This is a genomic window from Streptomyces sp. RP5T, from assembly GCF_003933965.1.
In the GTDB taxonomy this organism is placed as follows: Bacteria; Actinomycetota; Actinomycetes; order Streptomycetales; family Streptomycetaceae; genus Streptomyces.
On sequence record NZ_RSAJ01000861.1, the window covers coordinates 1 to 2,631 of the forward strand.

Annotated in this window: 4 protein-coding genes and 1 tRNA gene; 2 read left to right on the forward strand and 3 right to left on the reverse strand. The window is 70.5% G+C overall.

The genetic code is table 11. The annotated features are described in order from the left end of the window. On the forward strand, window positions 1-181 hold a 181-nt coding region (locus tag EHS43_RS47255), incomplete at its 5' end, for a hypothetical protein (RefSeq protein ID WP_221740817.1). Between the two features lie 232 nt (window positions 182-413). On the opposite strand, the gene EHS43_RS42130 is transcribed toward EHS43_RS47255, so the two are convergent. The 3 genes from EHS43_RS42130 to EHS43_RS42140 form a co-directional block, all read right to left on the reverse strand. Further along, a complete protein-coding gene (locus tag EHS43_RS42130; protein ID WP_125195756.1) occupies window positions 414-626 on the reverse strand; it encodes a response regulator transcription factor in 213 nt (70 codons plus the stop codon). A 352-nt stretch (window positions 627-978) separates the two neighbouring features. After that, window positions 979-1,398, reverse strand: coding sequence for a hypothetical protein (locus EHS43_RS42135; RefSeq protein ID WP_125195757.1), 420 nt, complete (start codon window positions 1,396-1,398; stop codon window positions 979-981). 254 nt (window positions 1,399-1,652) lie between these two features. Beyond that, a tRNA-Leu gene (locus EHS43_RS42140) sits at window positions 1,653-1,739 on the reverse strand. A 467-nt stretch (window positions 1,740-2,206) separates the two neighbouring features. Between EHS43_RS42140 and EHS43_RS42145 the strand changes: the two genes are divergently transcribed. Continuing rightward, window positions 2,207-2,631 (forward strand): DUF3662 domain-containing protein (locus EHS43_RS42145; protein WP_125195758.1); only part of this gene is annotated, 425 nt, incomplete at its 3' end.

The following is a 2,631-nucleotide window of genomic DNA, read 5'->3' on the forward strand; positions in this document are numbered from 1 at the left end:
GCTCCCCATTCCCGCCTCCCCGTCCACCGACGGTAACGGCGGACAACGGGAATACACCACGCCCTTTTCCTCGCCGACCGAAAACAGGGAATCAACGGCCCGCGATCCGGTCGATTACGAAACCGTACGGAAAAAACACCGCTCCGATTCCGCACCAGGACCGTTTTCCCCACCCTCCTGAGAAGCCGACCGGGGCACGGAAGGCGACCGAAGGCCCCACGCCACGGGCGGTGTCGTGCGGGTGCGGTGCGGGGCCCGCCAGGAGTGCACCACGAGGACAAGTCGATACGGCGTGCCGCGGGAAACGTCCCTCTGGGTCCCTCTGAAGGCGGCGGGCATTTACGGCCGCTGCGGCGCTGAAGTCCTGTCGCCGGGCCCGGCTCGACGACCCGCTCGTGCGAAAACGAATTCGGTCAGGCGGCCGTCAGGAACAGCAGCTTGGCTATCTGCCTCGGCGGAGGGGTCCTGGAGGGAAGGTCCAGTTCGGGGTCGGCGACCTGCTGACCGGCGGCCACGGCAGGGACGGCGTCGGCGAGCTTCGCCGGTTCGGCGTCCTTGACGATCGGTCCGGAGGCACCGGCCGTCAGCGCGCGCAGATGGCCGGGCCGGGCGACGCCGGTGAGCAATCGTCCCGAAGCCGTCGCCCCCGGGCAGGCCTATGTCCAGTACAGCGATCCCGCATCACGCTGACCAGGTCGGCCGGGCCGCCCCGCACCGGTGGCGTCCGCGACGACGCGCCGCACCCGGCGGTACGCAGGCCCGTAGGCCAGACCCCGCCCCGGGCCAGCGGCCCGTAGTACTCCGCGTACTCCGCCCCAGGGACGCCCCCCGCCGACCGCTCGCCGGGTGCGGGAGCGCCGACGGGATCGACGCCTCGGCGACGCACCGCCCGGTCGACGTCGTAGAACCGTGCCCGGGCACCCCCGTCCGGCACCTCCCGCCGCAGCACGAGCTGTACGCGCGTGCCGTTCTCCCCGATCACCAGCGGGCCCGGAAGCGGACCCGGGCGCAGGTGGCGGGGACCGTGCCGGGCAGCACCTCGCGGGCCATCCGCAGGGGTGCGTCCCAGGAGCATCGCGCCGGACGCCACGGTCCGGCCGCCGACCAAGTGGTCACCGGCCGCCCAGGTCTCCCGGCCGAGGGTGAACTGCCAGCAGTCGGGGGCCGGCTCGCGGTCCAGGAGTCCGCGGCGCCCATGCCCACCCACTGGGAGCCCCGGCCGGAGAAGACGAAGATCACCTTGGGAGCGCGGACCGGGAGTGCAGCGAAGTGGACGCCCTCGGAGAAGGGGCCCTCGGCGGCGCGAGCGGCGGCCTCGCGCAGGGCGGACGCGGTGGTGGCGGTGGACGGCGGACAGCCTGACCAGCGCGGCGGCGTCAGGGCGGTGGGCCGGACCACACAGCGCCGAGCGCTGCCGGCTCGGTGAGCGCGGCCCACGGACCGGTGCGGTCGCCCCCACGGAGAAACAACAGTCGCCTTGCTGGGCAACGGAGTTGAGGATTCCGGCCGGATGCGCCCCGGCACCCCGGCCGGCCCGCAGCCGGGCAGTGAGATACCTCACCGCCGAAACCCGGCACGCCCCGTCGAGGAACGAGAAACGGGCCCTCACCGTGACTTTCGTCACTGGTGAAGACCCGTTCATCGGTTCTTCGTGGTGCGCGAGGGGGGAGTTGAACCCCCACGCCCTTTCGGGCACTGGAACCTGAATCCAGCGCGTCTGCCTATTCCGCCACCCGCGCATTGGGTGTGTCCTCGGGCCCCCCGCCTTGCGGTGCGGCGCCTTCCGACACGCAGAACATTAGCACGCAGGAGAGGGTGGGTTCACATCCCTTCTCCCGGGGCAGCCGCCCACCAGCGGCTTCGGAGGCGGGCCGCCGAACCGGGGTGCCGCCGGCCACGTATCAAGCAGTGCTGGTTCACGTATCAACCTCGTACCGGTAGCCCCCGTTCCCCCAGGACAGGTAGGGGTCCACAGTCAGGTGCGGGACACTGGTCTGCGGCCGCCTCTACGATCCTTGACTGAGGAGTTCGACAGCGGAGTTCGAAGGGGAGCTCCACAGGGAACTTCGGAGGCGTCGACACCCGTCGACCGTGCCGACAGGGGGAACCAGCCGATTCACCGGCGCGTGGATACGATCAGTAAGCAGTACCAGGTAAGCAGCAGCCGGCGCAGTACCCAGGACGGCAAGGACGGAGGAGGTGCCTCATGGGAGTCCTGAAGAAGTTCGAGCAGCGTCTCGAAGGTCTGGTCAACGGCACCTTCGCCAAGGTGTTCAAGTCCGAGGTGCAGCCCGTGGAGATCGCGGGAGCACTCCAGCGGGAGTGCGACAACAACGCCACCATCTGGAACCGCGACCGCACGGTCGTCCCCAACGACTTCATCGTGGAGCTGAGCACACCGGACTTCGAGCGGCTCAGCCCCTACTCGGGCCAGCTCGGCGACGAGCTCGCCGGCATGGTCGGCGACTACGCCAAGCAGCAGCGCTACACCTTCATGGGCCCGATCAAGGTCAACCTGGAGAAGGCGGACGACCTCGACACCGGTCTGTACCGGGTGCGCAGCCGTACGCTCGCCTCCTCCACCAACCAGCAGTCCCCCGGCACCGCGGCCCCCTCCGGCCGCCCCGGCGC